30 protein-coding genes are annotated in these 26778 nt (G+C 51.2%); 24 read left to right on the plus strand and 6 right to left on the minus strand.

Annotation, left to right across the window (positions count from 1 at the left end):
* The first annotated feature begins 70 nt into the window (after positions 1–70).
* The 5 genes from pgeF to O3681_RS03100 all read left to right on the plus strand — a co-directional run bounded on the left by pgeF (position 71) and on the right by O3681_RS03100 (position 3624).
* The gene (pgeF, locus tag O3681_RS03080) at positions 71–841 is read left to right on the plus strand and encodes a peptidoglycan editing factor PgeF (RefSeq protein ID WP_107696894.1); all 771 of its coding nucleotides are present in this window, start codon (positions 71–73) and stop codon (positions 839–841) included.
* Between the two features lie 120 nt (positions 842–961).
* Positions 962–1441, plus strand: a complete 480-nt coding sequence (lptE, locus tag O3681_RS03085; protein WP_003680809.1) for an LPS assembly lipoprotein LptE — start codon at positions 962–964, stop codon at positions 1439–1441.
* The gene (gene holA / locus O3681_RS03090; protein WP_107723364.1) at positions 1441–2442 is read left to right on the plus strand and encodes a DNA polymerase III subunit delta; all 1002 of its coding nucleotides are present in this window, start codon (positions 1441–1443) and stop codon (positions 2440–2442) included. The genes lptE and holA overlap by 1 nt, the downstream gene beginning before the upstream one ends.
* Positions 2443–2588: 146 nt before the next feature.
* Positions 2589–3008, plus strand: coding sequence for a hypothetical protein (locus O3681_RS03095; protein ID WP_107723365.1), 420 nt, complete (start codon positions 2589–2591; stop codon positions 3006–3008).
* Positions 3009–3099: 91 nt separating this feature from the next.
* Positions 3100–3624 (plus strand): RDD family protein, encoded by a 525-nt coding sequence (locus O3681_RS03100; protein ID WP_070608830.1) that lies wholly within the window; start codon positions 3100–3102, stop codon positions 3622–3624.
* A gap of 94 nt (positions 3625–3718) precedes the next feature.
* On the opposite strand, the gene O3681_RS03105 is transcribed toward O3681_RS03100, so the two are convergent.
* The 3 genes from O3681_RS03105 to O3681_RS03115 form a co-directional block, all read right to left on the minus strand.
* Positions 3719–4954, minus strand: a complete 1236-nt coding sequence (locus tag O3681_RS03105) for a beta-ketoacyl-ACP synthase (RefSeq protein WP_300482618.1) — start codon at positions 4952–4954, stop codon at positions 3719–3721.
* Positions 4948–5676: a 3-oxoacyl-ACP reductase FabG gene (gene fabG, locus O3681_RS03110; protein WP_300482616.1), complete on the minus strand. Its 729-nt coding sequence runs from the start codon at positions 5674–5676 to the stop codon at positions 4948–4950. Before fabG ends, O3681_RS03105 begins: the two co-directional genes overlap by 7 nt.
* Before the next feature lie 65 nt (positions 5677–5741).
* Positions 5742–6230 (minus strand): thioester dehydrase, encoded by a 489-nt coding sequence (locus O3681_RS03115; RefSeq protein WP_204787863.1) that lies wholly within the window; start codon positions 6228–6230, stop codon positions 5742–5744.
* A gap of 110 nt (positions 6231–6340) precedes the next feature.
* Here O3681_RS03115 and O3681_RS03120 point away from each other — a divergent pair, with 110 nt between their 5' ends.
* The 9 genes from O3681_RS03120 (at position 6341) to O3681_RS03160 (ending at position 13234) form a co-directional block, all read left to right on the plus strand.
* A complete protein-coding gene (locus O3681_RS03120) occupies positions 6341–7102 on the plus strand; it encodes a beta-ketoacyl synthase chain length factor (protein ID WP_300482612.1) in 762 nt (253 codons plus the stop codon).
* Positions 7099–7857, plus strand: coding sequence for a 1-acyl-sn-glycerol-3-phosphate acyltransferase (locus tag O3681_RS03125; RefSeq protein WP_049344240.1), 759 nt, complete (start codon positions 7099–7101; stop codon positions 7855–7857). The genes O3681_RS03120 and O3681_RS03125 overlap by 4 nt, the downstream gene beginning before the upstream one ends.
* Complete coding sequence (locus tag O3681_RS03130) at positions 7854–8114, plus strand: phosphopantetheine-binding protein (protein ID WP_003680822.1); 261 nt, start codon at positions 7854–7856, stop codon at positions 8112–8114. Before O3681_RS03125 ends, O3681_RS03130 begins: the two co-directional genes overlap by 4 nt.
* A gap of 12 nt (positions 8115–8126) precedes the next feature.
* Entirely contained in the window at positions 8127–8375 is a 249-nt protein-coding gene (locus O3681_RS03135) for an acyl carrier protein (RefSeq protein WP_003680823.1), read from the plus strand.
* A gap of 118 nt (positions 8376–8493) precedes the next feature.
* Positions 8494–8934 carry a hypothetical protein gene (locus tag O3681_RS03140; RefSeq protein ID WP_128582558.1) on the plus strand — a complete coding sequence of 147 codons (441 nt, stop codon included), beginning with the start codon at positions 8494–8496 and terminating at the stop codon, positions 8932–8934.
* Positions 8935–9055: 121 nt separating this feature from the next.
* Complete coding sequence (locus tag O3681_RS03145) at positions 9056–9595, plus strand: hypothetical protein (protein WP_371459252.1); 540 nt, start codon at positions 9056–9058, stop codon at positions 9593–9595.
* Positions 9596–9634: 39 nt separating this feature from the next.
* Complete coding sequence (locus tag O3681_RS03150) at positions 9635–10390, plus strand: hypothetical protein (RefSeq protein WP_371459253.1); 756 nt, start codon at positions 9635–9637, stop codon at positions 10388–10390.
* A 15-nt stretch (positions 10391–10405) separates the two neighbouring features.
* On the plus strand, positions 10406–12109 hold the full coding sequence (locus O3681_RS03155) for an AMP-binding protein (RefSeq protein WP_371459254.1): 1704 nt from the start codon (positions 10406–10408) through the stop codon (positions 12107–12109).
* A gap of 36 nt (positions 12110–12145) precedes the next feature.
* The gene (locus O3681_RS03160; RefSeq protein WP_070615448.1) at positions 12146–13234 is read left to right on the plus strand and encodes a methyltransferase; all 1089 of its coding nucleotides are present in this window, start codon (positions 12146–12148) and stop codon (positions 13232–13234) included.
* A 92-nt stretch (positions 13235–13326) separates the two neighbouring features.
* Here O3681_RS03160 and O3681_RS03165 read toward each other — a convergent pair whose 3' ends face one another.
* Positions 13327–13983 carry a cytochrome b/b6 domain-containing protein gene (locus O3681_RS03165; protein ID WP_371459255.1) on the minus strand — a complete coding sequence of 219 codons (657 nt, stop codon included), beginning with the start codon at positions 13981–13983 and terminating at the stop codon, positions 13327–13329.
* A gap of 53 nt (positions 13984–14036) precedes the next feature.
* Between O3681_RS03165 and O3681_RS03170 the strand changes: the two genes are divergently transcribed.
* Positions 14037–14918 carry an NAD(P)H-hydrate dehydratase gene (locus O3681_RS03170; RefSeq protein ID WP_371459256.1) on the plus strand — a complete coding sequence of 294 codons (882 nt, stop codon included), beginning with the start codon at positions 14037–14039 and terminating at the stop codon, positions 14916–14918.
* A gap of 149 nt (positions 14919–15067) precedes the next feature.
* The gene (locus O3681_RS03175) at positions 15068–16015 is read left to right on the plus strand and encodes a bile acid:sodium symporter family protein (RefSeq protein WP_063068664.1); all 948 of its coding nucleotides are present in this window, start codon (positions 15068–15070) and stop codon (positions 16013–16015) included.
* A 97-nt stretch (positions 16016–16112) separates the two neighbouring features.
* On the opposite strand, the gene O3681_RS03180 is transcribed toward O3681_RS03175, so the two are convergent.
* The gene (locus O3681_RS03180) at positions 16113–16676 is read right to left on the minus strand and encodes a YceI family protein (RefSeq protein WP_070585678.1); all 564 of its coding nucleotides are present in this window, start codon (positions 16674–16676) and stop codon (positions 16113–16115) included.
* A gap of 279 nt (positions 16677–16955) precedes the next feature.
* Here O3681_RS03180 and ilvD point away from each other — a divergent pair, with 279 nt between their 5' ends.
* From ilvD to ubiE, 7 genes are all read left to right on the plus strand, one after another.
* On the plus strand, positions 16956–18815 hold the full coding sequence (gene ilvD, locus O3681_RS03185; RefSeq protein WP_003746398.1) for a dihydroxy-acid dehydratase: 1860 nt from the start codon (positions 16956–16958) through the stop codon (positions 18813–18815).
* Positions 18816–18884: 69 nt separating this feature from the next.
* Positions 18885–19016 (plus strand): hypothetical protein, encoded by a 132-nt coding sequence (locus tag O3681_RS03190; RefSeq protein ID WP_256388404.1) that lies wholly within the window; start codon positions 18885–18887, stop codon positions 19014–19016.
* A gap of 68 nt (positions 19017–19084) precedes the next feature.
* Positions 19085–20374, plus strand: coding sequence for a CAP domain-containing protein (locus O3681_RS03195; RefSeq protein WP_371459257.1), 1290 nt, complete (start codon positions 19085–19087; stop codon positions 20372–20374).
* Positions 20375–20450: 76 nt separating this feature from the next.
* The gene (locus O3681_RS03200; protein ID WP_063068666.1) at positions 20451–20684 is read left to right on the plus strand and encodes a hypothetical protein; all 234 of its coding nucleotides are present in this window, start codon (positions 20451–20453) and stop codon (positions 20682–20684) included.
* Position 20685: 1 nt separating this feature from the next.
* Entirely contained in the window at positions 20686–21117 is a 432-nt protein-coding gene (locus tag O3681_RS03205; RefSeq protein WP_150537749.1) for a gamma-butyrobetaine hydroxylase-like domain-containing protein, read from the plus strand.
* Between the two features lie 82 nt (positions 21118–21199).
* Positions 21200–21502 carry a ribonuclease Z gene (locus O3681_RS03210; RefSeq protein WP_371459258.1) on the plus strand — a complete coding sequence of 101 codons (303 nt, stop codon included), beginning with the start codon at positions 21200–21202 and terminating at the stop codon, positions 21500–21502.
* A 29-nt stretch (positions 21503–21531) separates the two neighbouring features.
* Positions 21532–22269 carry a bifunctional demethylmenaquinone methyltransferase/2-methoxy-6-polyprenyl-1,4-benzoquinol methylase UbiE gene (gene ubiE, locus O3681_RS03215; protein WP_137040673.1) on the plus strand — a complete coding sequence of 246 codons (738 nt, stop codon included), beginning with the start codon at positions 21532–21534 and terminating at the stop codon, positions 22267–22269.
* Positions 22270–22435: 166 nt separating this feature from the next.
* Here the strand turns inward: ubiE and O3681_RS03220 are convergent, their stop codons facing one another.
* Entirely contained in the window at positions 22436–23566 is a 1131-nt protein-coding gene (locus O3681_RS03220; RefSeq protein ID WP_371459259.1) for a polyamine ABC transporter substrate-binding protein, read from the minus strand.
* 251 nt (positions 23567–23817) lie between these two features.
* Between O3681_RS03220 and alaS the strand changes: the two genes are divergently transcribed.
* Positions 23818–26712: an alanine--tRNA ligase gene (gene alaS / locus O3681_RS03225; RefSeq protein ID WP_107768994.1), complete on the plus strand. Its 2895-nt coding sequence runs from the start codon at positions 23818–23820 to the stop codon at positions 26710–26712.
* The last annotated feature ends 66 nt before the right edge of the window (positions 26713–26778 follow it).

A 26778-nucleotide genomic window follows, 5' to 3' on the forward strand; every position in this document is an offset into this window, starting at 1 on the left:
AGACGGCCTAAAATATTATTTGAGGCCGTCTGAAATCAATCCGTTCCAATATTTCAGCGATTTAAAGATTATGAAAACCATCACAGATACCCTAAACCTCGCCCCGCAAGGCAAGAACTTTTTGACTGCCGACTGGCCTGCCCCTGCCAATGTTAAAACGCTTATTACCACGCGCAACGGCGGTGTCAGCGAAGGTGTGTACCGTAGCCTGAATGTCGGTTCGCACGTCGGCGACAATCTGGAAGCCGTGCTCCGCAACCGCGAAATCGTACAGGAACAAGTCGGCCTGCCCGTTGCCTACCTCAATCAAATCCACAGCACCATTGTTGTGAACGCAGCTGAAGCGTTAGGCAATACGCCCGACGCCGATGCCTCGGTTGATACGACGGGTACGGTCGCCTGCGCTTCAATGACTGCCGATTGCCTGCCTGTCTTGTTTTGCGACAAAGTAGGGACCGTTGTTGCGGCAGCTCATGCAGGTTGGCGCGGTTTGGCTGGCGGCGTTTTGCAAAACACCATTGCGGCAATGAATGTCGAGCCGCTGGAAATCATGGCCTATCTCGCGCCTGCCATCGGCCCTGATGCGTTTGAGGTGGGACAAGATGTATTTGATGCGTTTTGCACACCTATGCCGGAAGCTGTCGATGCGTTTGAAGACATCGGCGGCGGCAAATACCTTGCCGACATTTACGCTTTGGCGCGCATAATTCTGCACCGCGAAGGCGTGAACATGATTTATGGCGGTACCCATTGCACCGTCTTGGAACGCGATACTTTCTTCTCCTACCGCCGCGACGGGCAAACCGGCCGCATGGTCAGCCTGATTTGGTTGGAAAAATAAGATTTTCGCCATCAAAGACAAGGCCGTCTGAAATACTTTCCGTTTACAGTTTCAGACGGCCTAAACATTATTCGTTATAATCCGACGATACCGTAACCGGTTTCAACGAAGGAATATCCAATGAAAAAAATCCTATTGCCTGCACTCGCCCTCTTGCTTGCCTCTTGCGGTTTCCACCTGAAAGGCACTGGTGTGACTTCTCAGCCGCTGCCTTATCAGAACTGGCATGTAGAAGGCGGAGCCGTTATGCAAAAAGCGCTGGAAAATGCCTTACGCCGTGCCGACGGCCATCCGGTTAGCGAAGCCGAATCACAAATCACCCTGCGCGTTGTCGACTTTCAAAAACGCCGTGACATCTACACCATCACCCGCGCCGCCGCAATCAATGAATACCTGCTAGCCATGACTGTCAAAGCCCAAGCCTTCCGCAACGGCGAGCCGGTTGGCGAACCGATGGAAGTCAAGGTTCACCGCACCATGGACTACGCCGACAGCGAAGTTTTGGGCAAACAGGAAGAGGAAGAAACCATTTGGTCTGAAATGCGCATCGATGCTGCAGATCAAATCGTCCGCCGCCTGACTTTCCTGAAGGCGCAATAATGGCTGCCGCGCCCATTGAGAGCCTGCGCCCCGATACGCCGCTCAAACCGTTGTACATCATCCACGGCGAAGAGGATTTGTTGCGCATCGAGGCTTTGGATACGCTGCGCGCAGCCGCAAAAAAACAAGGTTATCTCAACCGCGAAGTCTATACCGCCGAAAACAATTTTGACTGGAACGAGCTGTTGCAAAGTGCCGGCAGCGCAGGTTTGTTTGCCGATTTGAAACTGCTGGAAATCCACATTCCCAACGGCAAACCCGGCAAAAACGGAGGGGATGCCCTGCAAACCTTCGCCGAACGCCTGCCCGAAGATACGGTTACGCTCATCCTACTGCCCAAGCTTGAAAAAGCGCAAATCCAGTCCAAATGGTTTTCCGCATTGGCAGGCAAAGGCATCGTCTTAGAAGCCAAAGCCGTTGCGCCACATGCTTTGCCGCAATGGATACAGGGCCGTCTTAAACAGCAGGGTTTGGATATCGAGCCTGAAGCACTCGCCCTTTTTGCCGAGCGCGTCGAAGGCAATCTTTTGGCCGCCCGTCAGGAAATCGAAAAACTCGCCCTGCTCCATCCTCAAGGCCATTTAATCAATATTGCCGACGCAGAAGCCGCAGTTGCTACCGTCGCCCGCTTCGACGTATTCCAACTGTCAGGCGCATGGATGAAAGGCGATGCCCTACGCGTTTCCCGTTTGCTGGACGGTTTGGAAGAAGAAGGCGAAGAGCCGGTTTTGCTGTTGTGGGCGGTTGCCGAAGACATCCGCACCCTAATCCGCCTCACTGCCGCACTCAAGCAAGGCCAAAACATCCAAAGCCTGCGCAACAGCCTGCGCTTATGGGGCGACAAGCAGACCCTTGCACCGATGGCGGCCAAACGCATTTCCATCAACCGCCTGCTCGACGCGCTCAAAACCTGCGCCAAAATCGACCGCATCATCAAAGGCGCGGAAGAAGGCGATGCATGGACCGAGTTCAAACAACTCGTTACTTCGTTGGCCGCTTGAAACCGTTGCCTCGCGTCAAGAAACTTGCACGCAATACGCCCCAAAAACAGAAAATACTGTAAAATAGCGTAAACTTAAATTCAGGCCGTCTGAACCTCGCATTTCAGACGGCCTCTTCCAGCAAAAAACAAGGAAACACCAACCATATGGATAATAAAACCAAACTTCGCATCGGCGGTCTGGCCCTGCTGACCACTGCCGTATTAAGCCTCATCATCGTTCTGATCGTCGATTCATGGCCGCTGGCCATCCTGTTGTCCGTCATCATCGTAGCCGCTGCTGCAGGCGGTTTCGTTTGGACTTCACGCCGTCAGCAACGCCAATTCCTCGAGCGCCTGAAAAAATTCGACATCGATCCGGAAAAAGGCCGTATCAACGAAGCCAACCTGCGCCGCATGTACCACAGTGGCGGTCAACATCAAAAAGACGCGATTACCTTGGTTTGCCTGTCGCAAAAATGTTCCGTTGACGAAGCGCACGCCATCTTCAAAAAACGTCCGACCCGTCAGGAAATGAACCAAATGGCTGCCCAACAGGCACGCGGTCAAAAACGTCCACATCGCTAATCCCGACAGTAACAGGCCGTCTGAACATCCCACTCCGTTTCAGACGGCCTGTTTTTATTTCCATCAAACCCATTTCCGTTTCCATCGCATTATGACCCGTCTTCCCACTGCCCCTCTCAAACGCCGCCTTGCCGCACTGGTTTACGAACTTCTGCTGACCGGCGCCGTGACCAGCATTGCTGCCCTTGCAGCCGGCATTGTCGCCATCTTTCTCAATCCCGTTTCCACGCGCCTGTCCATGCTGACAACCTGTCTGATTCTGTTCTACGCATGGTGGCTCTACTTCCGCGCCAACTGGCACAAAAAAGGCCAAACCCTCGCCATGCAGACATGGAAAATCGGCTTAGCCGATAAAAACGATACCCAGCCGCCCCTGCCGCAACTGCGCCTGCGCTTTATTTGGGCTAGCATTTTTATTGTCTTCATTCCCCTATTTGCCTACGCCGGATTGCGTCATCTGCTCAATATACCGCCCAAAGGCGCATTCGGCGCCGCGCTTATTTGGCTCATCCTACCATGGGGCTTTGCCCTGTTCCATCCCGACCGCCAGTTCCTCTATGACTTCTTGGCCGGAACAAGGCTGGTGGATTTAAATCAGAAGAAAACAAACGAATAAAATTCGCAAGCATCTCAAGCTCTAAATAAAATAAAGGCCGTCTGAAACTCCAGATAAGTTTCAGACGGCCTTTAATCATAACATCAAGCAATGATTATTCTTGCCAACGTTTGAACACCAGCGAAGTATTGACGCCGCCAAAAGCAAAGTTATTGCTGACCACATAATCGGTTTGAATCTCACGTCCGCCCGTTTGGATGTAATCCACCTTGCCGCAACGCGGATCGATGTTTTCCAAATTGACGGTCGGCGCAAACCAGCCGTTGTTCATCATTTCAATGGTAAACCAGGCTTCCAATGCGCCGCACGCGCCGAGTGTATGGCCGAGATAGCTTTTTTGCGAACTCATCGGCACAAAACCAAACACTGCCTCAGTCGCCAATGTTTCGGCAATATCGCCTTTTTCGGTCGCCGTACCGTGGCCGCTGACATAGCCGACTTTATCAGGCGTAATACCGGCGTCTTTCAGCGCAAGCTCCATACATTTTTGCATAGTTTCTTTTTGCGGCTGGGTAACATGGCTGCCGTCGCTGTTGGCACCATAGCCGACGAGTTCGGCATAGATTTTCGCACCGCGCGCACGGGCGTGTTCCAATTCTTCCAATACGAAAATGCCTGCGCCTTCGCCGATGACCAAGCCGTCTCGAGCGTTGTCGTAAGGGCGCGGCGTCAGCTCAGGCTCGCCGTTACGGCGGCTGGCGGCATAAAGTGAATCGAAAACATAAACTTCGGACGGACAAAATTCTTCGCCGCCGCCGGCCAGCATCATATCAATCAGGCCGTATTTAATCGCTTCGTAGGCATAACCAATGCCTTGGCTGCCGGAAGAACACGCGCTCGAAGTCGGAATAATGCGGCCTTTCAAACCGAAGAAAATGCCGATATTGGCGGCAGTCGTATGCGGCATCATGCGCACATAAGTATTGGCGTTGAAATTGCGCGATGTGCCTGTTATCAAAAGTTCGCCCATATCGCCAATGTCTTTGGTGCTGCCGACAGACGAACCGCACGCCACGCCCATACGACCGTCTGTAATGCTTTCATCACCCAGCAAACCCGCATCCATCAAGGCTTGTTCCGCCGCATCGACACACAAATGCGACACGCGCCCCATGCTTCTAAGCTGCTTGCGCGTCCAGTGCTCTGGAGGGGAATAGCCTTCAATCGGCGCACCCAGTTGCGCTTCCAATTCAGGAAAGCGTCCGCTCCAGTCCATGTGTTTGACTGCGTTTTTTTCGGCTTTAAAGGCCGTCTGAATACTTTGCCAATCACGGCCGAAAGCGGTAATACCGCCGATACCTGTTACAACGACTCTTCTGGTATTCAACACAAACCTCCGTTCACAGCAATCACTTGGCGCGTAATGTACGCCGCTTTTTCATCCATTAAAAAGCGCACCGCATGCGCCACTTCCTCGGGCAATCCCATACGCGCAGCAGGGACGGCCTTTAAGATTTCTTCGACAGGCACGTTCTCATCGATAATATCGGTATCGATAAGGCCCGGTGCCACGCAGTTGACGGTAATTTTACGTTTTGCCAACTCAACCGCCAAGGCTTTTGCCGCGCCAATTAAGCCCGCCTTGGACGCGCTGTAATTGACCTGACCGCGGTTGCCCGTCAAACCGGACACCGACGCCATGCACACAATCCGTCCGGCTTTTCGGCGGCGGATCATCGGCATGGTCAAAGGGTGCAACACATTATAAAAACCGTCCAAATTGGTACGCAGCACCAAGTCCCAATCATCATCAGTAAACGCAGGAAACGCATTGTCGCGCGTCAGGCCGGCATTCAACACCACGCCGTAATACGTGCTGTTTGCCTCAATGTCGGCAGTCAGAATTTCTCGGCAGGCTTCGCGGTCGGACACGTCAAACTGCAACACGCGCGCATTTCTACCCAATGCACGGACTTCATCCGCTACAGCTTCCGCTTCATCACGGCGGCTGCGGCAGTGGACGACAATATCAAAGCCGTCCTGCGCTAAACCAAGCGCGACGGCTTTACCGATACCGCGATTAGACCCTGTAATTAAAATAGTTTCACTCATACGTTTTCTCACTATATCGACAGGCCGTCTGAATCTTTGTCTTTTCAGACGGCCTTGTAAACGGTTTAAATGATTTGACCGTCTTTCGGACTGTACACATTTAAAGAGGCTTTTGCCAGCAAACCGTCCGGCGGCAACAGAGGCTTCACATCTTCCGGCGCATCTGTCCAGCGCAACTCGCAATCAAATACGCCCATACCGCCCAAATCCTGAATGGACACATGCGCCCTAACTTCCAGCTCAGTACCGACAGGCACGGAATCGGCAAACAAATCCAGCTTGCGCGTTCCCAATAAAAAACCCAAACGGACAGGCTCTCCGGCCTTTAAAGCCTCAATGCCTGCAAACGCGCCTATACCCTGCGCCATCAATTCCATATAAGCCATAGACGGCAACACACCGTCCTGCAGCAAAATATGCTTATCGCCAACCGGCGCACGGCAAACCGTGTAGTCATCGCCAAATTCTTTCACACAGTCGATAAGAACCATATGTCCGCTGTGCGGAAGCAGCGAAGCCACATCATAAATCGGGGCACTCGGTATTGAAGGCATAAAATGTCATCCGGGAATAAATTACGTTACAATATGCATTATAACAGAGCCTAGCTTTTACTAACCCATTTCATTACAATGTATGAAAATGTAAAACATTGAAAGACATCATGCCTCAAAACGTTTGCCGTTTCAGCTTCAATATCGCCGCATGGCAGGCCTCCTCCAGCAAAATCAGTACGCCGGAGCAATGGCAGGACTGGGCGCAGGGAAAACTCGATACCGCCTCCCTGCCGGAGTGCAAACCCTCGCTCTCCTTTTTGCCGCCTATGCAACGCCGCCGCTTGGGAAAAGCGGCACGCTTGGTTTGTGATGCCGCATGGAATCTGGCCGACCAATATCCCGAAAGCGTACCGGTTTACGTTTCGCACGACGGCGAAAGCAACCGCAGCTTTGAATTATGGCAAGAGCTTTTGAACACGCATACCGTGTCGCCGACCTCATTCGGCCTATCCGTCCACAACGCAACGATTGGGCAATGGTCGATGTTGCGCAAAGACATGAGCGAACATACCGCGTTGGCCGTTGCCGCCGATTCCTTTGAAACCGCGCTGACCGAGGCATTCGCGCTTTTGCAAGACGGCGCGCCGTCCGTTTTAGTGATTGTCGCCGATGATCCGTTGTCAGAGGACTATCCCGTCTTGGCTACACGTGCGCCGTTTGCCTATGCATTGGCACTGGTCATCACAAAGGGCGAAGACTATACCTTAAGCTTGGAAACCACATCCGAAAGGCCGTCTGAAAACCCTAACGATACAACAGTCGAGCCCTACTGGAGCAGCTTGGAATGGGTACGCTTCCTGCTTTCAGACAGCCGACAACACACGCAACACTATGCCGGTAGAAACTGGCACTGGCAGAAAAACGCATGAAGACTTTAGACTATTTCCGTCGCTTTTTTGCCACACTCTTCGGCTTCATCCTTTTCGGCGTTGCAGGCGTATTGTTCAAAATCGCACTTTTACCCTATACGCTCAAATCGACCAAAGGCGACATCAAACGTCAACTTGAAGCAAGACGCATGATAGGCAAAGTTTGGCGTTTCTTCGTCGGCTACCTGCAATGGTCGGGCGTATTGAGCGTCCGCTTCAACGGCTTGGAAAAACTCGGCAGACCCGGCCAGCTCATTCTTGCCAACCATCCCTCGCTTTTGGATGTCGTCTTGCTGATCAGCCACTATTCCGAGCCAAACGTACTGGTTAAAAAAGACCTGTTGCACAACCCCAGCATGAAAAGCCAGATTATCGCTTCAGGCTACATCCCCAACGATGAAAGTATGGAAATGCTGGAAGAAATCGATGCCGTGTTCAAAAGCGGGCAAAGCCTACTAATTTTTCCCGAAGGCACCCGCACAGGTTGGGACGGACAGGTTAAAATGCACCGCGGCGCCGTATCACTCGGTTTGCGCAGTGCATCAGTCATCACGCCCGTGTGCATCAAGATGACGCCGCCCAATTTTAAAAAGGGGCAGCCGTGGTACAAAATCCCGCCACAAAAAATTCATTATGAAATTACCGTCGGCGACGACATCCTGCCGGAAGAATGGCTGGCAGAAAAACCCCTGCCCATCGCCGCACGCCGTTTAAACGAATACCTGCAAGACTATTTTACAAGGAAAACCACATGAGCAATTTAGAAAACCAAATCAAACAATTAATCATCGACAGCTTGGGCTTGGAAGACATTACTGTTGCCGACATCGGCAGCGAAGATCCGCTTTTCGGCGACGACGGCCTGGGTCTGGATTCGGTTGATGCATTGGAACTTGGTTTGGCCGTACAAAAAACCTTCGGCTTCCAGCTAGACGGTGAAAACGACAACCTGCGCGAAAACTTTGCCAACGTCAAAACTTTGGCCGAGTTCGTCAAGAGCCGCCAAGCATAAGGGAGAGAAAAGATGACCGAACAAGAAGTACGCACCCTGCTGACCGATGCACTGGTTAACCTGTTTGAAATCGAACCGGAACGCATCAAACCCGAAACCAACCTCTACGAAGATTTGGAAATCGACAGCATCGACGCCATCGACCTTATCGACCACATCAAACGCGAAACCGGCCGCAAACTGCAAGCCGAAGACTTCCGCAATGTGCGTACCGTAGAAGACGTGGTTCAAGCGGTTTTGAAAGTACAACAAGATTCCTGATTCCGCTTTGAATCAGCATATTTTCAGACGGCCTTGTCAATCCGCAAGGCTGTCTGAAAATCAATCACGACATCGTCAGCCACAGTTATCGCTTACTCATTAATGTGCAGCTAACACCATGAAAAAACTCATTCCTCTTATTCTCTTACTCCCTGCCTTATCTGCTCACGCTGAAATTTCTCTCATCAAAAAAATGACACATGCCGAGTGTATGCAAGTCATTCATGATTCATTGGATATGTATAACGATATGGAATTTTGTGAAAAAAACACGAACGAGGAAACTCAACGTAACGGGATGCTGGCATGGACTATGGCTGGATTTGTCAACAGTAAATCAGCAATGTCCCCTATCTGCCCAACGGTCAAAAAAATGACCAAACAAGAGCAGACTGAAATGTTTTCCCGCTATCCGAAATCTCATGAACCCGAAGAGGTTGCAAAATTCTGCACCTCGGAAAACCGTAACCGCATCGCCAAGCTTTATCCAACATATTCTAAACTGCACAAAGAATATGACGACTTTAACAAAAGCAAAAATAAGGAAGAAAACGAATAACCCAATATTGCAGAAATGCTCAAAGGTGATCCTCTGAAAACCTCTGCCACCCAAACGCCCTTACACCGACATTTTCAGACGACACCCCTCAACGAAACTCGCCTGAAAAATAACAACACCCATGAAAATACTAGGAAAACTCCTGCTTACCCTCGCCAGCCTCGCCTATCCGCTCTTATGGTATTACGGCAGGGAAAATGGCGCATTTTTCTGGCTTGCCGCGGCCATGTGTGTGTTATGGCTGATACGCGCCGCCATGCCGCAAACTGCAGCCCAACGCATTACGGCAATTATCCTTACCGCTTTTTTTGCGGCGGTACTGGTTTTCAGACGGCCTGACTCGATGTATTGGTATCCCGTTGCCGTCAACGCGCTGATGCTTGCCGTTTTCGGCGGCAGCCTGTTTGCCAAACAAACCGTCATCGAACGCCTCGCCCGATTGCAACACCCCAACCTGCCGCCCGAAGGTGTGCACCACACTCGGCGCGTTACGCAAATCTGGTGCGTGTTCTTTATCTTCAACGGCGCAACCGCCGCCATTTTGGCAGGCTTGCAATATTACGACTGGTGGGCGGCTTATACAGGCATTGTGTCGTATGTGTTAATGGGAATCTTATTTGCCGGAGAGTGGATTTATCGGAAATTGGTTTTGAAGGTTTAATCTATTAAAAATATTTCATCAATTAGACGAATAACCATAATGAAAAAAATTATCCTACTCACCCTGATTTCCTTCACATTTACCGCATGCTCTTCTACATCTAAAACGCCTTTATCTCCTGAAGAAAAGGCAGAAGCCGAATACAAGAAAAATTATACGGAAGTTGCCAGCCACACCATCAAAACGCGCTCGGGAAACCTGACCGTCATTGACCGAATACACAATCGTTATTCTGACGATACTACAACCAGCAGCATGAATTTGATGATTATTCGGAAATCCAATACGGTAAAAGCAAGAGCTGCACAAACAGCCGTATTTACAGCAACTTTTGCATTACTGATTCTTGCCCGCAACAGCAATCATATTGGATATGAAGGCCCTGACCTGCTGGGCAAACACAGTTTAAGCGGGAAGCCCATTAAACCGAATTTTACGAATCCTGTTTTTGAACAATTCTCCCCCAAAGTTCGCAATTGGGCGGCAAAACGGTCATTTAAAGGCAATAGTGCCAATAAAAAACTATTTGTCCAACCGGGCCGTTTCTATTTGGTTTATGAAAAATTTAATAAACGAGACCGATTCTTTCTGAACAATGAAGTCAGCCTTTTTTTAGACGGACAAAACGGCAAAACCGATCGCTTACTCCATTGCTTCAAAAGAAGTGAAAGCCATTCATTGGAAGAGTGGCAGGCAAATGATTACGAATTGGTACGCCAAACGACAAACAAACAATACGATGAATGCTTGGCACAACTCAAAGAAGATACCAAGGCAAATATATCAAAATTATAAAACCTTAGAACCATCATGCACCTAACCCGAATCTTATCCCCCGACCTGCCCCAACACGACCTTATCGCCACGCATCCGAATTGGACGCGTGCTGATTTCAACCGTACGGTTTTTCATCTGTCAGGCCGTCTGAAACAGGCAGGCGCGCAAACGGCCGCGTTGTGGTTTGACGATGCCGCGCTGTTTGCCTGTGCCGTGTTGGCAGTATGGTATTCTGGCGGAAAGGTTTTATTGTTGCCCAATTTGGCACAAGACAATTTGGATTGGGGCAAAACGGCAGACGTGTTTTTAACGGATTCAACAGATAAAAAACTGTCTTCAGACGGCCTGAACATTTGGCACTTGCCTGATGTATTGACTCAAACAGAATCGGAAGCGCTGAGCACCTATCCTGAAAACCATCTGATTCCCGACCATGCCGAAGCATGGCTGAAAACATCAGGCTCCAGCGGCGAAGCGCAGATTATTGTGAAAACCGCCGCGCAAATGCAGGCAGAAGCCCTGACTTTGGCAAATACGCTGCCATTTGGACAACACGGTGAAACCGTGATCGGCAGCGTGATTCCGCAACACCTTTACGGCTTCACGTTCCGCTTCGCACTCGCGCTGACAATGGGTTGGACTATGGAGCGGCAGCAGGCGGTTTATCCGGAAAACCTGCTTTCCAGCACGGCCGCGCATGATAAAGTGGTTTGGATTGCCAGCCCGGCCGTACTCAACCGCTTGGGAGAAAACCGCAACTGGCAAAGTATCGGCCATAAAATTGCAGGCATTGTCTCGGCCGGCGGCGCATTGCCCGCAGCCACGGCGGATTTGCTGCAACAGGCTGCCGTCCGTCCGTTTGAAGTCTATGGCAGTACCGAAACCGGCGTGATTGCTTCACGTTGCGAACACCAAGAATGGCAGCCTTTCGAAGGCGTGGAAATCGGGCAAAACGAAGAAGGCGCACTGTGGGCTTCTTCGCCTTGGTCGCCCGAACGCCGTCAAACAGCCGATTTGATCGAGCCTCAAGATGACTGTTTTCTGTTACTCGGTCGCCAAGACCGTATTATTAAATTTGAGGACAAACGCGTGTCGCTGACCCAAATCGAACACGAACTTTTACAACACCCTTGGATTGCCGACGCCCACTGCGGCCGTCATCCGCAACACCAACGTATTGCCATATGGGCGGCATTGAACGCAGACGGTATCGCTGCCTTGCGCGAGAAAGGCCGCGCTGCGGTTGCCGATACGCTCAAACGCCACCTAGCCGCCACGCAGGACACCATCGCCCTGCCGCGCTACTGGCGTTTTACCGACAGCCTGCCACGCAATGCCCAAGCCAAAATCGCAGCGGCGGATTTTCAGACGGCCTTTACCGTAGCCCAAACTTCGCCTGTTTGGTCGAAAACATCATCTGACGATGAAACCAATACCGAAACCTTCATCGGCCGCGTGCCTTTAGATTTGATTTATTTCAGCGGCCATTTTGCCACCTTCCCGCTGGTTCCCGGCGTTGTCGAGCTGCAGTGGGTGCGCAACCTGATCGCGCCCAAGCCATGGGGCAAACAGCGCATCATCCGCATCGAAAATCTAAAATATCAGCAGTTTATCCGTCCTCACGATGAAGTGTCGGTAGAGCTGAAATACGATGAAGGTAAAAACAAACTGAGCTTTAAAATCAACAACGGAGAGCATCCGTGTGCATCAGGACGGATTGTGTTTGAGGCCGTCTGAATATACCTATTAACTTTTTAGTGGAAAACCAACAATATGCAACTCTTCCCCGCCCTAGAACAACGCTATTCCCACGAACACCAGTCCGCAGGCGAGGCTCAACGTCTGGCTCAAGAAATCGCTTTTGCACCGATTGTGTTCCAAGTTTCCCGCCTGATGGTAAAATTTGGCATTCTGGACCTGCTGAACGACCATCCAGACGGCCTCACTCAAGCCGAAATCGCTGAAAAAGCAAAAATCAGCAACTACGCGGCACAAGTCCTGCTGGAAGCTTCACTGTCTATCGGCACTGTCTTGACTCGCGACAACCGCTATTTCATCAGCAAGGCCGGTTGGTTTGTCCTCAAAGACAAAATGGCCCGCGTCAACATGGATTTCACGCAGGAAATCTGCTACCTAGGCATGTTTGATTTGGAAAAAACCCTGCAAACCGGTAAGCCCGAAGGCCTGAAAGTATTCGGCGACTGGCCGACCATTTACGAAGGCTTGTCTTCATTGCCAAGCATCGCGCAAGAAAAATGGTTTGCATTCGACCATTATTATTCCGACAACTCCTTCGCCGAAGCGCTCAACACCGTGTTCGCCAAACCGGTTAAAAAACTGCTCGATGTCGGCGGCAATACCGGCCGCTGGGCGGAGCAATGCGTCAACCACAATGCCGAAGTCGAAGTAACCATCATGGATCTGCCGCAACAAATCGGCTTGATGCGCGAAGCGACCAAAGGCAAAAACGGCGCAGACCGTATCCACGCCCATCCGGCCAACCTGCTTGATCCTGAAATTCCGTTCCCAACCGGTTTTGACGCAATTTGGATGAGCCAATTCCTGGACTGTTTCACCGAAGAACAAGCCACCAGCATTCTTCAACGCGCCGCCGCATCCATGAGCGAACACACCAGCCTCTACATCATGGAGCCTTTCTGGGACAGACAACGCTACGAAACCGCCGCCTACTGTCTGACCATGACCAGCCTGTATTTCACTGCCATGGCCAACGGCAACAGCAAAATCTTCCACTCTGAAGACCTGATCCGTTGCGTTGAAAAAGCCGGATTGAAAGTAGCGGAAATTTCAGACGGCATCGGCCGCGGACATAGCATCTTGCGCTGCGTTAAGGCCGTCTGAACATCATCTTTTAAACCCTAATAAAGAAACCGACCCCAACAGCCATTGCAGCTATCGGGGTCGGTTTGTTTTTGGGTGTCCGCCTTAAAACATCAGCTGCGCAACATCCATACTGCGCACACTAAAGCAATCGCCACCAACAAAGCGGCAAGCAGTTGTCCCATTCCGGCCAATTTAGGCTGCTTAGCATCAATGGTTTTAAAGCCGCTCATCATCGGCGTAATCAAATCCTGTTTTTTCACAAAGCGATACAGCAAAACAGCCGCAATATGTACGCCCGCCAAAACAGCTAACACATTAAAGAAATTGACATGGATTTTTCGCGCCAGCGTACCGGCGTGTTCGCTGACCAAATGATTCAAAAAACCGGAATTGGTAAACGTATTTTCATCGGCGGCAAATAAGCCTGTGGCCGTCTGAAAAACCAAGGCGGCCAATAAAGCGATGACCATCAGCGCGCCCAAAGGATTGTGGCCGACCAATTCGTTTTCAGACATTTGGCCTTGCGTGTAGCGGCGGATTTCGGAAAACGGACGCACAAATTGGCTGAATTTTGCCGTATCGCTGCCCCATATCCCCCAGCACAAGCGGAAAACCACCAACGCCAGCATCAACAAGCCGCCGCGCAAGTGCCATACCAGCATATCGCCGCCTTGGGTTGCGCTGTACCACATGAATCCCATTAATAACACCAAGAGCCAATGGAACAGGCGCGTAGGTGCGTCCCAAACTTTTATTTTTTGCTTCATTACCTTTTACTTTCTGATTTAAAATTAAATTTCTTATCTTGGAAGGTTACGCCATGCAGCCCATCTACACGCTTCCTGAATCGCTTCAAGCTTTTCAGACGGCCTTAGCATTTCCCGACGTATTCCGCCCCCGCGCCCAAGAATCGCACAAAGGCACATACGGCACACTTGCCATTATCGGCGGCGCAACGGGAATGAGCGGCGCGGTGGTTTTGGCAGCCACAGCCGCGATGTATCAAGGATGCGGCAAGGTTTGGGCAGGCTTCAACCAAGCCATGCTGCCTTTTGCCATTATTCCCGAACGCCCTGAAATTATGCTCGCTACTGCGACCCAATTGATGGAGCGCAACGATGTCAGCGCACGCATAATCGGCTGCGGCTTTGGCTTGGACGGATTATCAGAGCAGCTTCTGCCCCAAATCCTGTCTACACACCACGACCAGCCTTTATTGCTCGATGCAGATGCCTTGACACTGCTGGCCCGTTCTCCCGAATTGGCCGAACGCCTCAAATCGTACAAACATATCATCCTGACACCTCATCCGGCCGAAGCCGCCCGCCTACTCGGTACCGATACCCAATCAGTTCAAACCGACAGACCCAAAGCCGTAACCGAAATCAGCCAAAAATATGGCGCGACTGTCGTATTGAAAGGCCATCATACATTAGTTGCCGCAACTGACGGCATGACCTATACCAACACCAGCGGCAATGCCGGTTTGGCCACCGCCGGCAGCGGCGATGTCTTGAGCGGCATTATCGGCAGCCTGCTGGCACAAGGCATTCCGGCATTCCAAGCCGCCTGCGCCGGCGTATGGCTGCATGGTGCGGCGGCCGATGTCATCAAACACAGCGGCCAAATCGAAACCGGTATGCTCGCCGGAGAAATCGCACCTGCCGCCCGATGGCTGCGCAATATTTTATCAAAAGAGTAATACTGTCTATATCATAAATACAAATTGCAGGCCGTCTGAAAATCAATCCTTATTTTCAGACGGCCTTATTTATTTTAAGCCATTTTGCAAATTAAGGTTAAGGCGTGTATCCTTGGTTTCCCTTAGAAACAACTTCACAACATATCATCATGAATACCCTCAACAAAATCAGCAACTTTATTGGAAAAACATTTTCCCTTTGGGCAGCGCTCTTTGCCGGCATCGCTTTTTCCGCACCTGAAACCTTCAAATGGGTCGGTCCTTACATTCCTTGGCTTCTGGGCATCATCATGTTCGGTATGGGCTTGACGCTCAAACCTTCCGACTTCGACATTTTGTTCAAACGCCCCAAAGCCGTCATCATCGGCGTGATTGCACAATTCGCCATCATGCCAGCAACCGCCTATCTGCTGGCCAAGCTGTTGAACCTGCCTGCCGAAATCGCAGTCGGTGTGATTTTGGTCGGCTGCTGCCCGGGCGGTACGGCTTCCAATGTAATGACTTATCTGGCGCGCGGCAATGTGGCTTTGTCGGTTGCCGTTACATCGGTTTCCACCCTGATTTCCCCATTGCTGACCCCCGCCATCTTCCTGATGCTTGCCGGTGAAATGCTGGAAATACAAGCGGGCAGTATGTTGATGTCCATCGTCAAAATGGTTTTGTTCCCCATCGTTTTGGGCTTGATTGTCCATAAAGTCTTGGGCAACAAAACTGAAAAACTGACCGACGCACTGCCGCTGGTTTCCGTTGCCGCCATCGTGCTGATTATCGGCGCGGTAGTCGGCGCCAGCAAAGGCAAGATTATTGAAAGCGGCCTGCTGATTTTCGCGGTTGTCGTACTCCACAACGGCATCGGTTATCTGCTCGGCTTCTTTGCCGCCAAATGGACCGGCCTGCCTTATGATGCACAAAAAACGCTGGCCATCGAAGTCGGTATGCAAAACTCAGGCTTAGGCGCCGCGCTTGCCGCCGCACACTTTGCCGCCGCGCCGGTTGTTGCCGTTCCCAGCGCATTGTTCAGCGTGTGGCACAATATCTCCGGCTCGCTTCTGGCAACTTATTGGGCAGCCAAAGCCGATAAAAATAAAGAATCCTAAACGTCTTTAATCATAAGGCCGTCTGAACAGGGATAAACGAAATCAACGATTTCTGCCTAAGCTGTTCAGACGGCCTTTATTTTAAAATCAAGCAGGATTATTGTTTGGCTGCTTCGATTTGGATATTGATGTTAACTTTTTTGCTCATACCGGCACTTACCAAATAATCCAAGCCCCATTTGGTACGGTCGATGGTGGTGCTGAAGTCGCCGCCACACACTTCTGCTTTTAACATCGGGCTTTGGTAGCAGTTGAATTTGTCGGCTTTGAGTTTCACCGGCGCAGTTTTGCCGTTCATGGTCAGGTTGCCGTCAACGGAAAGCAGTTTTTTGCCGTTGAAATTGAATTTGGTGGATACAAAACGGATTTCAGGGTATTTGTCTGCATTGAAAATATCGGCAGATTTCAAATGCTGGGTAAAGTGGTCAGAACCGGTTTGCAGTTTGGACAAAGGCAATACGATATCGATAGAGCCTTGGCGTTTGGCACGGTCAAATTCCAAATTACCGGTCAAACCATAAATACCGCCAACGTTGGTGCTGGTGTTGAAATGGTCGATGGCAAAGCGGGCATTAGCATGGAATTCGTCCACTTTATAAACAGCGGCAGACGCAGCAGAAGCCAGCATGGCTGAACACAATGCAAACATGATTTTTTTCATCGTCTTATCCTTAGAAATGTGAGAAGTTCCCTATCATATCACTTTTTGATGCCATCATCTTTTGCAACTAAGAAAGACAGCGTTTCATCTTAAGAAAACTTCAGGCTGTCTGAAAGAATGAGCAACAAATTCAGGTGAAGCAAATACAGTTTAGTTTTATTACAAAATAGCGTGCTTCATCGCTCGTAATTGGTATAAAATACAGAGTTATTTCTACAACGGGCCGCCACAATATTCAGCCTATTTCAGACGGCCTCAGCATAAAACAAAGGAACAAAAATGCCTGAATACCGCTCCAAAACCTCTACCCACGGCCGCAATATGGCAGGCGCGCGCGCATTGTGGCGTGCGACCGGCGTAATGGAAACCGACTTCGGCAAACCGATTATCGCTATTGCCAATTCCTTCACCCAATTCGTCCCAGGCCATGTGCACCTGCACAATATGGGCCAACTGGTTGCCCGTGAAATCGAAAAAGCCGGCGGCATTGCCAAAGAATTCAACACCATCGCCATTGACGACGGTATCGCCATGGGCCACAGCGGCATGCTCTACTCCCTGCCCAGCCGCGACCTGATTGCCGACTCCATCGAATACATGGTCAACGCCCACTGCGCCGACGCGCTGGTGTGCATTTCCAACTGCGACAAAATCACTCCGGGTATGCTGATTGCCGCCATGCGCCTGAACATTCCGACCATCTTCGTTTCCGGCGGCCCGATGGAAGCAGGTAAAGTTATCGGCGTGGCCAATATTCAGCCCGAACGCCGTTTGGACTTGATTGATGCCATGATCGAATCGGCAGACGATAATATCAGCGACAAACAAGTCGAAGAAGTCGAGCAAAACGCCTGTCCGACTTGCGGCTCCTGCTCCGGCATGTTTACTGCCAACTCCATGAACTGTCTGACCGAAGCACTCGGCCTTTCCCTGCCGGGCAACGGTTCTTATCTGGCTACCCACGCAGGCCGCAAAGAATTATTCCTCGAAGCCGGCCGCATGATTGTCGAAATCACCAAACGCTACTACGAGCAAGACGACGAAACCGTGTTGCCACGCAGCATTGCCACCAAAAAAGCATTTGAAAACGCCATGACCATGGACATCGCCATGGGTGGCTCTACCAATACCATTTTGCACCTGTTGGCCGTCGCCAACGAAGCCGGTGTCGATTTCAAAATGGCAGACATCGACCGCCTGAGCCGCGTTGTACCTTGCATCTGCAAAACCGCGCCAAACAACCACGACTACTACATGGAAGACGTGCATCGCGCAGGCGGCATCTTCGCCATCCTGAAAGAATTGGACAAAGCGGGCAAACTGCACACCGACGTATACACCATCCACGCGCCGACGCTGAAAGACGCAATTGAAAAATGGGACGTGACTAATCCTGAAAACACCCACGCTATCGAGCGTTTCAAAGCGGCTCCCGGCGGCGTGCGCACTACTCAGGCGTTCTCGCAAAACCGTATGTGGAAAACCCTCGACCTCGACCGCGAAAAAGGCTGTATCCGCGATGTTGAGCATGCCTACTCGCAAGACGGCGGCTTGGCAGTATTGTTCGGCAATATCGCCGAGCGCGGTTGTGTAGTGAAAACCGCAGGCGTGGACGAGAGCATCCTCAAATTTACCGGCCGCGCCCGCGTGTTTGAAAGCCAAGAAGACGCAGTAGAAGGTATTTTGGGCAACCAAATCGTGGCTGGCGATATCGTCATCATCCGCTATGAAGGCCCTAAAGGCGGCCCGGGCATGCAAGAAATGCTGTACCCGACTTCCTACCTGAAATCCAAAGGTTTGGGCAAAGCCTGCGCCCTGCTGACCGACGGTCGCTTCTCCGGCGGTACTTCCGGCCTGTCCATCGGTCACGCTTCGCCTGAAGCGGCAGAAGGCGGCGCAATCGGTTTGGTACACGAAGGCGACACCATCGAAATCGACATTCCAAACCGCAGCATCCACCTTGTCATTTCCGATGAAGAGCTTGCCGCACGCCGCGCCGAAATGGAAGCACGCGGCAGCAAAGCGTGGAAACCGGAAAACCGCGACCGCTACGTCTCCGCAGCCCTGCGTGCCTACGGCGCAATGGCGACTTCCGCCGACAAAGGCGCAGTACGCGACGTATCGCAAATCGAACGTTAATTAACCTGACTTTAAGGCCGTCTGAACGCTTTCAAGTGTTTCAGACGGCCTTCATTCAAACGGACACATATGGACAAATTCATTTTAGCGATGATCGGCATGGCCATTGCCCTCTTGATTATTATTGGCGGCGGATTTATCGCTGTCGAATATTTCAAATCCCATCCTGAAGCATTCCAAGTCAAGCCGCTATCAAAATAATCATTTAACGGCATGAGTTTCAAGGGGAAAGAGCCGTAGCTCAAGGCCGTCTGAACGCAGTACATATAATGAAACACATTCTTTACTGGCTGGGTGGTTTTGCCATCTCCCTCGGCATATTCCAATACTACGAAACCCATCGCTATTCCGAAGACCAACTCATCTATGCCCAACCGCCGCAAAATCGTACTGCCGTTGCCGATTTTGACGCCTTGGCGTATTTAAACTTCCTCCGCTCCTCAGCCAATCTGCCCGCACTGGCGCACTCAGCCACACTCGAACGCGCCGCGCGTAATCATGCTCGCTATCTGCTGCAAAACCCTGACGATGGCCATGATGAACACAATACGCGCAATCCCTTTTATACAGGCCCACGCCCATCAGACCGCACACGCAAAGCCGGTTATGCCTATAAAGGCGTGCATGAAAACGTCAGTACCGGCCAGCATCCGCCAAACGAAAAAATCAACGACCACCTTCCTGCCCAACATCAACTGGACAATCTGATGACGGCGATTTACCACCGTCTCTCCTTGCTCGATCAAAATATCGACGAGGCCGGTGCGGCATTTGAATCGCAAGGCAAACAAATCGCGTTGAGCATCAATCAAGGCGACAGCAGATTCAACAGCCTCTGCCAAAAAAACCGCCCCCTATCCGACCTCAGCCGTTCGTTTTATCAAGATGCCTGTCATGGTCATGCCATTGTTTATGCGGATGAAATTTCCAACCGCAAACTCCGGCCTTACATTACCTATCCGCAAGGCAACTTTGCTTCGCCGGTTTTCCACGGCGAACGTCCCGACCCTATGCCGCATTATGAAATGACCGGCAATCCGGTCAGCATCGCCTTCTCAGAACAATCGCCTCCGGTCAAAATGCGTTCGTTCAAACTGTATCGGGACACAAAAGAAATCAGAGACGTCAAAATCTTAGATAAAGATAATGACCCAAACCGCCTCCTGAGCGAACGCCAATTTGCGCTATTTCCTTTACAGCCATTGGAATACGACACCGACTACCGTGCCGTGTTCGAATACCGTCAAAACGGAAAAGACCGAACGACCGAATGGACATTCAGCACACAAAAACCCGATTATCCTTACTTCATCGTCAAAGGCGGCGAAACGCTGGCCATCGAGTCCGGACAAAAATATTTTATCCATTGGCAGGATTTTTGGTGCTTAAAACAATGCGAACGCTACAACTACCGCATGAACCGCGACACCCAACTCGACATTATCGAGCGGCAGGCGGGTGGCATCATTATCCGTGTCAACGGAAGCAAAGGCAGCAGCATCCGCTTAATGCCCGAAGGCGAAGACAGGCGCGCCATTACACTTTATTTATGGAAATAAAGCCGTTTTCAGACGGCATGAAGCACCAAAAAGCTGATAAAATACCGCCTCACCACCCTACGGCAAGCTATCCAACATGACCAAACATCCGCAAACAGCAGCCAATACCCGCTATGCCTTTGCCAGCATTGCCGTCATGTTGGCCGCGTTTTTACTGTTCGTTGCCGTGATGTTGCTGCCCTTGGGGTTGACGGCGGGCACACAAGTAAGCCTGATACGGCTTTCACTCTACGCAATCGTGTTGTTTGCCGTACTTGGCGGTATTTTTTCTGTACGCGTTGCCTATTTGCGTAAAAAGAACGGAGCATGACATGACCCAAGCCGATAAAATCCCACAAGAAATCCGCCTCCAGCAAGAGCGGCGCGTACTGACTTTGGTCTATGTTGACGGTGCCAAAAGCCTTCCTGCCGAATACCTGCGCGTGTACTCGCCCAGCGCGGAAGTGCGCGGACACGGTCCAGGTCAGGATGTTTTGCAAACAGGCAAAGCCGAAGTCAGCATTACCGATTTAGACCCCGTCGGCCAATACGCATTGAAAATTACTTTTTCAGACGGCCACGACAGCGGCCTTTACGACTGGGACTATCTCTACCGACTGGCGCACAATCAAGACGCGCTTTGGCAAGACTATCTCGACCGCCTCGAAAAAGCCGGCGCGTCCAGAACGCCAAGTGCAGAAGATTTAAAACCCAAACGCACACATTCCTGCGGTAGCGGCGGTTGCGGCGGAAAGGCCGTCTGAAAAAAGGCAAGACCGTAACATTGGACGACGGCAGAATCATTGACAGCAAAGCATTCCTCTCCCCGCCAAAAAAGGACGGGTAGTGGCCATTTTCGGCGATACCCAAGCCCGTCCGCAAGCAGTACGCGCCGCACAAAACGCAGACGTTTTGGTGCATAAAGCAACCTTTGCCGCAGGCGATGAAGAGACAGCGGAACGAGTGTTCCATTCGACCGCATCCGATGCCGCCAAGCTGGCTTTGCAAGCCAATGTGAAACAACTTTACCTGACCCACATCAGCGCACGTTATACCGAAGAAGAACAACGCCTGATGCTAGAACAACAGGCACAAACAATATTTCCCGCGTCGAAAGTGATTGGCGATTTCGACGTATTCGATATCTGAATCCGTATTATTTTAAGAAGGCAGACACTATGAGCGACCACAAAACCCATTTCGGCTTCTCTACCGTTGACGAAGACGAAAAAGCAGGCAAAGTTGCCGAAGTCTTCCACTCCGTGGCAAAAAACTACGACATTATGAATGACGTAATGTCCGGCGGTCTGCACCGTGTTTGGAAACATTTCACCATCAATACCGCCCGCCTGAAAAAAGGCGACAAAGTATTGGATATCGCCGGTGGTACTGGCGATTTGTCCCGAGGCTGGGCGAAACGTGTGGGCAAAGAAGGCGAAGTTTGGCTGACAGACATCAACTCCTCCATGCTGACGGTCGGCCGCGACCGCCTGCTCAACGAAGGCATGATTCTGCCCGTATCGTTGGCAGACGCTGAAAAATTGCCGTTCCCCGACAACTATTTCAATCTGGTTTCCGTCGCATTCGGCCTGCGCAACATGACGCACAAAGATGCCGCGCTGAAAGAAATGTACCGCGTATTGAAACCGGGCGGCACCCTGCTGGTATTGGAATTTTCCAAAGTGTACAAACCTTTGGAAGGTGTGTACGACCTCTACTCGTTCAAACTATTGCCGATTATGGGCAAACTGATTGCCAAAGATGCCGACAGCTACCAATACCTCGCCGAGTCCATCCGTATGCACCCCGACCAAGAAACCTTGAAGCAAATGATGCTAGATGCAGGCTTCGACAACGTGGATTACCACAACATGAGCGCAGGCATCGTTGCCCTGCATAAAGGCGTGAAATTCTAAGGCCGTCTGAAGCAAACACAAAGGGCGTGATTGATAGACACGCCCTTTGTTTTTAAACCTTACCCAAGCCAATCTGACACAAACCAAAGGCCGTCTGAACAGCCGTAAAACGAAATCAAGGATTTCGGTTACACCATTCAGACGGCCTTAATACGTTTAAATCAGCTTATGTCCCTGCTTTCACGCTTTGCCATTGACGGACCATAAATTTCAATGCCGCCGGCTGGATAGGTACCATGATAAAGCTGTTTTTCAAATCCTCCTCGGTTGGGAAAATCGTATTGTCGTTTCTAAACTCTTCATCCATCAGCTCTTGAGCCGGTTTGCTGGACGGCGCATAAGTAACAAAATTGCCGTTTTTCGCCGCAACTTCAGGATCTAAGAAATCATTGATATACGCATGGGCATTGGCCACATGTTTGGCATCTTTCGGAATCACAAACGAATCTACCCAAATCCCCACGCCTTCTTTCGGCATCATCACACGGATTTTTTCCTTGCCGCCCGCCTCTTCGGCACGACGTTTAGCAATGTTCAAATCGCCGCCAAAACCAATCGTTACGCAAGTATCGCCGCGCGCCAAATCATCGATAAAACCGGACGAGGTAAAGCGCTTGATGTACGGACGGTTTTTCTTCAAGACTTCCGTAGCCGCCTTAATATCAGCCGTTTCGCTACTGTTTGGATTTTTACCCATATAGTTCAACACCATAGGATAAATTTCCGCCGCACTGTCCAAATAGCTGATGCCGCATTGCTTGAGTTTGGACGTGTATTCGGGGTTAAACACCAAATCCCATTGATTGTCCGGCAGCTGATCCGTGCCCAAAGCCTTTTTCACACGCTCGGTATTGATGGCGAAAGTATTAGTCCCCCAATAAAATGGAACGGCGTATTCGTGATTCGGATCAACGCCTTCCATCAGCTTCATCAGTTGTGGATTGAGGTTTTTATAGTTGGGAATCAGGGATTTGTCGATTTTCTGATACGCACCTGCCTTAATCTGCCTACCGACAAACGCATTGGAAGGACCCACAATGTCGTAACCCGACTTGCCGGTCAACACCTTGCTCTCCAGCGTTTCATCGCTGTCATATACATCGTAAGTTACTGCAATACCGTGTTTTTTCTCAAACGCGGCAACCGTCTCGGGATCAACATATTCCGACCAGTTGTAAATGCTCAATACCTTTTGATTATCGGTTTGAGCCGCCTTGTCGGCAGAAGTTTTGTCCGAGCCGCCGCAGCCGGCCAGCGCCAGCGTAGTCAGTACGATGAGGGGCAGATGTTTGGTCATTATCATTCCTTGCGTATCCGGTTGAAAATAGAGAGGCATTATAAAGCAGGCAAGCCCGAGCGGATAGGCTTCATTGTTAAAAGATATTGCCCCGCTTAAGGCCGTCTGAAAGACGGATTGCCGCCAACTTAAAACCTTTCTGCCGATAGCTTGAAATATGGTTTTGCGGTAAGATAACGCCCATTCGTTTTTAATCTCAACGCGCCGTCCGGGCCGTCTGAAATCTTTGTACAAAATTTTATCGAGACATTATGAAAACCACCGAACTACGCCAAAAATTCCTGAAATTTTTCGAATCTAAAGGCCACACCATCGTCCGCTCCTCCTCGCTCGTGCCACACGACGACCCGACCCTGCTGTTTACCAACGCAGGCATGAACCAATTTAAAGACGTATTCCTCGGCTTCGACAAACGCCCCTACAACCGCGCCACTACCGCGCAAAAATGCGTACGCGCAGGCGGCAAACACAACGACTTGGAAAACGTCGGCTACACTGCCCGTCACCACACCTTCTTTGAAATGATGGGTAACTTCTCCTTCGGCGACTACTTCAAACGCGACGCCATCCACTTCGCTTGGGAATTCCTGACTTCCCCCGAATGGTTGAACATCCCTAAAGACAAACTCTTGGCGACCGTTTACGCAGAAGACGACGAAGCCTACAACATCTGGTTGAACGAAATCGGTATGCCTGCCGAACGCATCGTCCGCATCGGCGACAACAAAGGTGCGAAATACGCATCCGACAACTTCTGGCAAATGGGCGACACCGGCCCTTGCGGCCCTTGCTCCGAAATTTTCTACGACCACGGCGAAGAAATCTGGGGCGGCATTCCGGGCAGCCCTGAAGAAGACGGCGACCGCTGGATTGAAATTTGGAACTGCGTATTTATGCAGTTCAACCGCGACGAACAAGGCAATATGAATCCACTGCCTAAGCCTTCCGTCGATACCGGCATGGGCTTGGAGCGCATGGCCGCCGTCATGCAGCATGTTCACAGCAACTACGAAATCGACTTGTTCCAAGACCTGCTCAAAGCCGTTGCCCGCGAAACCGGCGCAGCTTTCAGCATGGAAGAACCCAGCCTGAAAGTCATCGCCGACCACATCCGATCCTGCTCCTTCCTGATTGCAGACGGTGTCTTGCCTTCCAACGAAGGCCGCGGCTACGTATTGCGCCGCATCATCCGCCGCGCCGTGCGCCACGGTTACAAACTAGGCCAGAAACAGGCGTTTTTCTACAAACTCGTGCCCGATTTGGTGAAAGAAATGGGCGCCGCGTATCCTGAGTTGAAAGAGAAACAGACACAGATTATGGAAGCCTTGCGCGCGGAAGAAAGCCGCTTCGGCGAAACGCTGGAAAAAGGCATGGGCTTGTTCAACCAAGTGCTCAACGGCATGAAATTCCTGAAACTGGAAAGCTTGTTGCCGCAAGACGGTGTAGGCAAACCTCTGACATTGAAAACCGCAGATGGTGTGGAATTTACCGCCGCTTCCCGTGTTGCTCCGAGCAAAAAGCAAATCGTTATCCGTCCTCGAGTTTCAGGCAGCCTGAACGAAGGCATGTATATCGATTTGCAGGCTGCTTTGGAAACCGCCCATATTCCCGACGCGAAAAAACCGTTTGCCGAAGCCTTGAATACCTACTTGATGGACAACATCGCCAACAGCAAACTCGTTATCGGCGGCGAACACATCTTCAAACTCTACGACACCTACGGTTTCCCCTACGACCTAACCGCCGACATGGCGCGCGAACTGGGCATCGAACTGGACGAAGCAGGCTTCGAGCGTGAGATGGAAGCCCAACGCACACGCGCACGCGCCGCACAAAGCTTCAAAGCCAACGCTCAACTGCCTTACGAAGGTCAGGACACCGAGTTTAAAGGTTATAGCGAACGCCAAACCGAATCCAAAGTCCTCGCCCTCTACAAAAACGGCGAGCAAGTCAACGAATTGAACGAAGGCGACGAAGGTGCCGTCGTTATCGACTTTACCCCGTTCTATGCAGAATCCGGCGGCCAAGTCGGCGACGTCGGCTATATCTTCGCAGGCGAAAACCGCTTTGAAGTACGCGATACCCAAAAAATCAAAGCGGCCGTATTCGGCCAATTCGGCGTACAGACTTCAGGCCGTCTGAAAGTCGGCGACAGCGTTACCGCCAAAGTGGATGACGAAATCCGCAATGCCAATATGCGCAACCACAGCGCGACCCACTTGATGCACAAAGCCCTGCGCGACGTATTGGGCGAACACGTTGAACAAAAAGGCTCTTTGGTTACCGCCGAATCCACCCGTTTCGACATTTCCCATCCTCAAGCGGTCACTGCCGAAGAAATCGCCGAAGTAGAACGCCGAGTCAACGAAGCCATTTTGGCCAACGTTGCCGTCAACGCAGCCATTATGAGCATGGAAGATGCCCAAAAAACCGGCGCGATGATGCTCTTCGGCGAAAAATACGGCGACGAAGTACGCGTACTGCAAATGGGCGGTTTCTCTACCGAATTGTGCGGCGGTACACACGTTTCACGCACCGGCGACATCGGCCTCTTCAAAATTATCAGCGAAGGCGGTATTGCCGCAGGCGTACGCCGTATCGAAGCCATCACCGGCCTGAACGCACTCAAATGGGCGCAAGAACAAGAGCGTTTGGTGAAAGACATTATTGCCGAAACCAAAGCCCAAACCGAAAAAGACGTACTGGCGAAAATCCAAGCAGGCGCAACACACGCCAAAGCATTGGAAAAAGAATTGGCACGCGCCAAAGCCGAACTCGCCGTCCATGCAGGCGCCAAACTCTTGGACGATGCAAAAGACTTGGGTTCAGCCAAACTCGTTGCCGCACAAATCGAAGCCGATGCCGCCGCCCTGCGCGAAATCGTGACCGACTTGACCGGCAAATCAGAACAAGCCATCGTATTGCTCGCCGCAGTCAACGACGGCAAAGTCTCCCTATGCGCCGGCGTATCCAAACCGTTGACTGCTAAAGTCAAAGCAGGCGATCTGGTTAAATTTGCAGCCGAACAAGTCGGCGGCAAAGGCGGCGGCCGTCCTGACTTGGCGCAAGCCGGCGGCACGGATGTCGCGAAACTGCCCGAAGTGCTGAATAGCGTGAAAGATTGGGTTGGTGCGAAGCTGGCTTGATGTAAGAAAGGCAGCCTGAAAGGGATTCAGGCTGCCTTTTGTGCAAAGAGGCAGTCTGAAAAGCCT

The sequence above is a fragment of the Neisseria sp. 27098_8_158 genome (genome assembly GCF_041433145.1).
GTDB lineage: Bacteria > Pseudomonadota > Gammaproteobacteria > Burkholderiales > Neisseriaceae > Neisseria > Neisseria subflava_E.